This window comes from Nocardia sp. AB354 (genome assembly GCF_049538315.1).
GTDB lineage: Bacteria > Actinomycetota > Actinomycetes > Mycobacteriales > Mycobacteriaceae > Nocardia > Nocardia nova.
In genome coordinates, this window is record NZ_JBMVFU010000028.1 from 93,777 (window position 1) to 100,426 (window position 6,650).

General features: G+C 67.5%; 5 protein-coding genes. 3 read left to right on the forward strand and 2 right to left on the reverse strand.

Annotated elements, in window-relative coordinates; genetic code table 11:
* The first annotated feature begins 489 nt into the window (after positions 1-489).
* Positions 490-1,014, forward strand: coding sequence for a hypothetical protein (locus ACPCUW_RS30185; RefSeq protein ID WP_423428608.1), 525 nt, complete (start codon positions 490-492; stop codon positions 1,012-1,014).
* A 397-nt stretch (positions 1,015-1,411) separates the two neighbouring features.
* On the opposite strand, the gene ACPCUW_RS30190 is transcribed toward ACPCUW_RS30185, so the two are convergent.
* On the reverse strand, positions 1,412-1,549 hold the full coding sequence (locus ACPCUW_RS30190) for a hypothetical protein (RefSeq protein ID WP_423428609.1): 138 nt from the start codon (positions 1,547-1,549) through the stop codon (positions 1,412-1,414).
* A gap of 475 nt (positions 1,550-2,024) precedes the next feature.
* Between ACPCUW_RS30190 and ACPCUW_RS30195 the strand changes: the two genes are divergently transcribed.
* Both ACPCUW_RS30195 and ACPCUW_RS30200 read left to right on the forward strand, forming a co-directional pair.
* On the forward strand, positions 2,025-2,645 hold the full coding sequence (locus tag ACPCUW_RS30195) for a DUF6461 domain-containing protein (protein WP_423428611.1): 621 nt from the start codon (positions 2,025-2,027) through the stop codon (positions 2,643-2,645).
* A 127-nt stretch (positions 2,646-2,772) separates the two neighbouring features.
* Positions 2,773-3,696, forward strand: a complete 924-nt coding sequence (locus tag ACPCUW_RS30200) for an alpha/beta hydrolase family esterase (RefSeq protein WP_423428612.1) — start codon at positions 2,773-2,775, stop codon at positions 3,694-3,696.
* A 42-nt stretch (positions 3,697-3,738) separates the two neighbouring features.
* On the opposite strand, the gene ACPCUW_RS30205 is transcribed toward ACPCUW_RS30200, so the two are convergent.
* Entirely contained in the window at positions 3,739-5,916 is a 2,178-nt protein-coding gene (locus ACPCUW_RS30205) for an acyltransferase family protein (RefSeq protein ID WP_423428619.1), read from the reverse strand.
* Positions 5,917-6,650 lie beyond the last annotated feature (734 nt).

Consider the following 6,650-nt stretch of genomic DNA (forward strand, 5'->3'; position numbering starts at 1 on the left):
CCTGCTGGACACGAATCCCGATGTGCGCACCCCTGCGGCGGTGCCGGGCGGACTGGTTGTAGGCGCGGTCCAGGTGCTCACCCCGGTCCGCACACCAAAGGCGCAGCTACCGGGTGGAACTCGGTCGAGTAGGTCCGCGGCGGCGTAGTGCCCGCGTCGGCATGACAGCCGCAACTCGGAATCGACGGCGATCGAGTGCGCGTCGATGAGCCCCACTTGCACGCATCCGCGTGCCCGCTGTGATCAGGATCGTTGCCGAGGCGCCGACGTGCGTGCACTATCGAAGTCGGCCGATCAAGGATGCTCGTGCGGGGGCCGATCGAGCCCGAGCTGCCAAATCCGTGAAATCCCTCGAGGACTGGGCACTCTCTCCTTCGTGAACGGCGCGTGCCGGCCCCGGCACGGCGCGGCCGGTGGTCCAGGCCGGTCTCCGGTACGCCTTGGCGGCGATAGCAGCAACGGAATTCGTCGCGGAGAGGAGCGAATGAGATGACAGACACCCTGACCGATTTTCCCACCGCACCCCTTCGGCTCGCACGCCCGGTCCCGGTGGCGCGGGCGACGCCGCGAAACCGGGTTCCGGCGACCGGGGTCGCGCGGGAGTGGCAGCAAGCCAAGACGGTGCTCGTCACCCGGGTCGCCGGGCCGAAGCAGTTGGTGACCGTGCCACGGCTGGTCGTCCCTATCGGGCTCGGCCAGTTGGCATTTCGCATCTCCTCCCGAGCTCCGGAAGCCGACGATCTGCTGCGCGACGGCCGTGTGCTCGTCCAGGCCGGCGATTGGCACGGACATCCGGCGCTGGGGTCCCACCAGCGCCAGGGACACGCACAGGTGGTGACCGCAGGTACGTTGGTGTCATTCGTTCAGGCCGAGATCGAGGCCAAGTACCGGTGGCAGATCCCCCTGGCGAAGTTCGGCCACCGACTGGCACGGGGAAGCGCCCCCTACGGCGACGTCGTCGTTCTCGTCACGGTTCACGAGCCCCCGTCCCCGATGCTGCCGCCGACGCCCTGACCACGGCCGACTTTCGGCGACCCAGCCTGTTTGTCGGCGAACATGGCCGTCTCACCGAACGTAGCGATGCCGCCGGGGTGGCGATCGGCCCGGCGGCACCGCAACGACTTCGCATGACCCGTCATGCCTGCCGGCTCATGCGCAGGCCGACGCCGGGCAGGACGCCGGCCTTACTGTTCCGTTACCCACTCCGCGATCGCTAGCAAACCTTCAGCGCCCGTGTATTGAGCGGAAATTGCCTGCTGAGCGAAGTATTCAATCGGCGTTTCCCTCCACGTCACCGTCAGGCAATGGCAGGCTACCTCGGTCGAGGGCGGTCGCGAAGACTCGGTCGAGGGTGACGATGCCGGCTTCGTGGGCACGGCTTCGAGTGCGCCGCCGACGATCCGGGCACGCTTTACAGTCGAATCCTGCTCTTGCGGACCTGACCGCGGTGGATCCGTCCACGCAGGAAGCGAACGTATCGATTGTGGTGGTTCCGGGGCGCCGATCCGGGAACCAGTGTGGTCTCGGCGAGGTCGATCGAGTCCGTCATCAGTGCATCGTGCAGCGGGCGCCACACGAGAGGCCAAGTGAGTCAAAACCCACGCACACCCTGGACTCGCTGCTGGACGCCGCTGCCGACCTGGCGGCCTCCCACGGCCCCGCCGCGGCGCACGCAATCCCGGCGCCGATCCGACCGACACCGCCGAGGCCGTCGACCGGATCGTCCGTGACGCACTCGGCGAAACCGGCGGTGTGACAGCACATTTCGAGCGCCGGAGCTGAGCGGTTCGGCGTCTCCTCGGACGCACGAAGAACAGGTCGAATCAGGCCGGTGGGTGCGGTTCGCGAGCGAGGTCGTCGCCGAAATGTCGGTGCTTCATGACACTATCTGCCGCTATGACTGCTTCAGCTGCTACGGCGCCTGGCATTCCGATCACGGTGTCCGATGATTTCGCGAGGCGTACCTGTCTCGCGGTGGCCGAGAATGCCGCACCAGCAGGGTTTCTCGGGAAGCTCAGGGCATCATGAGTGCCCAGACCGGTGGGTTGGGGTGGATGTACGGGCGCGATCTGCCTCTGCTCGGCCTCACCTTCGCACGCGACATGACGGCCCGGCAGTTGTTGGAGCGGATGGATGTCGATCAGGACACGGTGGCGGTGCGTGCGCAGGATGATTTCTTCGCGGAGTTCGGTGACCTCCTCTACGTGAACGGCGCGTATGTGGTGAGCGCAGGACAGTACGGCCGGTGGGCATGGGCCTGGGAACACGGCAGCTGGAAGTGTGCCGAGGATCGCGACCTCGTCCGTCGGGCGTCCGCCGGAACCGCTGCTCTCGTACTGCTTTACAACGAGAACCCCATGGTGGAGTTCCTGTACGCCGAGAACGGCGAGCTCGTCACCGGCCTCAACACGCTGCTGAGTATGAACCTCGCTCCACAAGACAGGGCCGGCAGCGACCCGCACCGCTTCGACGACCAGATGCACGCACTCGGCGCCCGGCTCGACGGCGACGAGTGCGAATACGGCCCCCTGGGATTCCGCGGCCTGTTCTACAAACTGGCCGAGAACTTCGGCGTGGGCATCCCTCAGGAAGACCTCATCCAACGCCCCGTCCTCAGCGGCCGGCTGCGGCCGCCGACCGCGTAGCCGCCGCTACTCGCAGCCGCACGTTGCCGGCACGACCGCGCATCGGTACCGATTCGGCCGTTTACCACTGGTGAGAATCGCAGCCGCAGTAGGCTACTGCCCGTCGCCGGCTCGATGATGGGAAAGTATGCGCGCTATCGCAATTCGACTCGCCGCGGCCGTGGCCGCCATCGCAGCAGTCGTCACGTCGTTGCAGGTTGGGCATGTGGCACACGGTGATCGGAGCGGAATTCGACTCGCCGCGGCGCAGTGCAGCCTGGCACCGACAGCCGGCACCGTTGTACGGACGATCGGTACCAGGATCTATCGGCTCGCCGTTCCTGCCGGCCTGACCGGCCCCTCGGTGCCGCTGCTACTCGCCGAGCATGGAAATGCCAGCAATGCGGCAGATTTCGAGCAGGTCTCGGGCTGGACTCCTTATGCGGCCGCGCATCACTTCATCGTCGCCTACCCGCAGGGCAACGCGAACAATCTGCCGCTGGATCCCGGTAACGGTCTGGTGGGCAACGATTGGGAGTTTCAGCAGGGCTCGATCGATGTCCAGTTCCTGCGCTCGGTCGTCGCCGACATCGAGGCGACGTGGTGCGTCGACACCGCACGCGTCTACAGCAGCGGGTGGTCCGACGGCGGCATCATGTCGCAGCGGATGGCGTGCGACGCCCCCGACGTCTTCGCGGACGTAACCTCTTGGGAGGGCGGGGATCCCACCCTCCCGAACCCAACCCTGCTGATTCCCAGTCCCGGATCGCCCTGCAAACCCGCTCGGCCGATCTCCGTCGGCATCGCCCAGGGGCAGATCGATCCGATCTCCGATCCGCTGGCCGGTGTGGCCAACGTCGACGCATGGGTAGATCGCGATGGCTGCCCCGTCCCGCCTGCCAAGTCCAGCGACGCATTCGGCACGACGGCAGGCTACGGACCGTGCCGGAGCGGGACCTCCGTGCAGTACCGGGTGGAAAACGGGCAATTGCATCAGTGGCCGTCCGGCGCGGCCGGCGAGGACCTGCGAGATCGACTGTGGAACTTCATGTCCGCCACCACCCTCCCGTAGGAGCCGAGCGGGCAGTGCGTCGTTCCCGGCATCCGATGCGCGTCATTCATGGGCGAAGGCGCGGTCGGTGAGGGCGCCGATCGCGGGTTCGAGGGTCTGGGCGTAGCTGACCGTCAGGTGGTTGTCGTCGCGGAACACCAAGGTATTGCCGACGATGACGGGGCAGCGGGTGGCGGTGCAGAACAACGGGGTGAGATCGGCGTACTGGCCGCCGCCTGCCGTCGTTGCTGCCTGCTCGGCCGCGACGCCGGCGTCGTTCACCCCGGCCGGGCGTCCGGGTGCGCATGCGGTGGCATCGTCGAGGTGTTCGGACAGGCACGTCGGCACCGTGGTGTGGGGATCGGGGATCGGCCCGAGAACGAGAACGGCCGAACCGATCGCGCGGAGTTGGGCAACCAGGCGGCCCAGGCTCTCGACCCAGGCTCGATCGTAGGAGACGAAACCGAAATCGCCCCCGTAGCGCCGGGACATGTCCAGGACGATCAACCGCGGGTGTTCGTTTCGCAGCCGATTCAGCACCTGGCCGCGCCATTGCTCGCATTCGGTGTACTCCCGGTCCAGGTACGGGCTGGTGATGGGCAGGTCCAGCAGCGGGCAGGTGACCTTGGCCATCGTTTCCAGCCGCCAGTGCCGCGCCTCGGCGATCGGCTCCAGCGCCGGATTCCACATCGCCGCATGGGAATCGCCCACCAAAGCCACCGTGGTGGGCGAGTCCGGATCACCCGAGGCGCACTCGGCCTGGCCGACCTCGCGCCACGACCGGACACAGCCATTGGTGAACACATCGGCCTTGTCGCCGGGTGCGCTGTCCAGCGAGGGGGTGAGATTCGATGGGACAGCACGGATTTCGGCCGAGGCGGCGACCGCGGTTTGCGCCTGTGCCATCAGCTGCCGGACCGCCTCATCGCGGGGGTCTGCGGCGGGCGCGGCCGAGTCCCGGGGCGTGGTGAGTACGAGGGACGGTGCCGCCACACCGTGCCCGACCGGGGCAGGGACGAGCACGAGCAGCGCGAGTGCCACAGTCGCGGCGAGCGCGGTGCAGGCGCCCCCGCAGGCGAGACTGCGCACGGCAGAGTTCCGCAACGGCGCCGCGAAGCGAACCGGATTCTCGATCGTCCACTGGGTGAGCATGGCAAGCCCGCCGGCCATCACGAGCGCACCGAGTGCGCCGACTCGCCCGAGCGGGTGGCCCAGCATATGCGGCGCCAGCAGCAACACCGGCCAATGCCACAGGTACCAGGCGTAGGACAAGCCGCCGATCGCCCGTATCGGACCGCGGGTCAGCAGCGAGCCGACCCCGAAACGTGCTCCGGCACAGCCGGATACGATCATCAGAGTGGTGCCCGCGACGGGCAGCAGGGCCGCGCTGCCGGGATACGGTGTCCTGCCGTTCAACTGGGTGCAGGCCACCACGACCAGAACCAGGCCGATCCATCCGGCCGGTGCGGCCACCGAGTGCGGCAACCGGGACCACACGGCAACCGAGAGCGCGATCAGGCCGCCGGCGGCCAATTCCCACGCCCTGGCGGGCAGCGAAAAGAACGCCCAGGGCGGCAGCGTGCCGGTCCAGATCAGTGAGATCGCGAACGAGAGCGCGGCGACCGCCGCCAGAATGATCAGGTAGGGGAGTGCGGTGGCCGATCCGGTGCGGCGGCGCCGCACGAGCCACGCCGCCGCGACGATGAGCAGCGGCCACACCAGATAGAACTGTTCCTCCACGCCGAGTGACCAGAAGTGCTCGAACGGCGAAGGGGGCTCGCTCGCCGCGAGGTAGTCGGTGCCGCGCAGGGCGAGCCGATTGTTCCCGACATACAACGCACTGGCGATCCCGTCGCCGAGGACCTGACGCGCCTGCAGCGGCGGCAGCAGCACCACCGCGCCGATCGCGGTGGCGACCACCACGATGCCCGCCGCGGGCAGCAGCCGGCGAGCACGTGCGCCGTAGAAACGGGCCAGCGCGACGGTGCCGCCGGCCCTCACCTCCCGGCACAGTATTCCGGTGATCAGAAATCCGGAGATCACGAAAAAGACGTCCACACCGACAAATCCACCGCTGATCCCCGGAATTCCGGCATGGAACAACACAACCGCCACGACCGCGACTGCTCGCAACCCCTCGATATCGGGCCGAAATCCCTCCCGGGGCTGCGATGCCTGGTGAACCCGGTCTGCCTGCCGATTTGCCAACCCGCTTACGGCCGTGTCCGTCATGTGCAGCATTGTGGTGGATCGACCCGGTCGTGACGTGACGACGTGCCGGTTTCGTGGCCTGAAGAAATTCGCGCTGCCCGGTGTGCCACTTATGGTCGAATTAAGCGGTTTTCGCGTCGCTGAATTGTACGAATCCGGGATCGGAATGTAACCGCTTGTGTCCGAACCGGCCCGGCCGCTATCTGGCCTCGAAGTCACCGCCGGCGCCTTCACGCCCGAGCGCGACGAGGGCCCCGGCGGCTCGGTCCGCCGGGGCCCTCGACCTCACCGTAGAAGACGGTGAGCGGTCGCGCGAGCGAAACAGGCAGCGGAGCTGTCGATTTCGTGTCTGCGAAGTTGCCGGATGCGGGTTTGCTCGTCCGGGGGGATGCGCTAGGTTGTGAAGCGCCACAACATCACACGCTGTCGGGGCGGCGCTTTCGCCGATGTTTTGGTGTGTGCCACGGGTTTCCGCGGGCCGGTTTGCCCAAGCCGGCTTGTTGTGCCCTCGACTTCCTCATTGAGCCGGGGAATCGAGGGACCGGAAGGCCCGGTGCCGGCGAGGGAGCCCTGCCACTGGTCATCTCACGCCGGCACCGTGTCCAGCCGGGAAATCGCAGGCCACGCTACCACTTCGAGTGTGTTCCTTGCTGATGCTGTGCGCACTCGCCGACGCTCAACCGCGAAGGCTGGCGGGACCGCTCGCGGGCCTGAACGGATGAAACAGGGGTCTTCCGGTGTGGGCCGCGGTGCGGCGCGCAGTC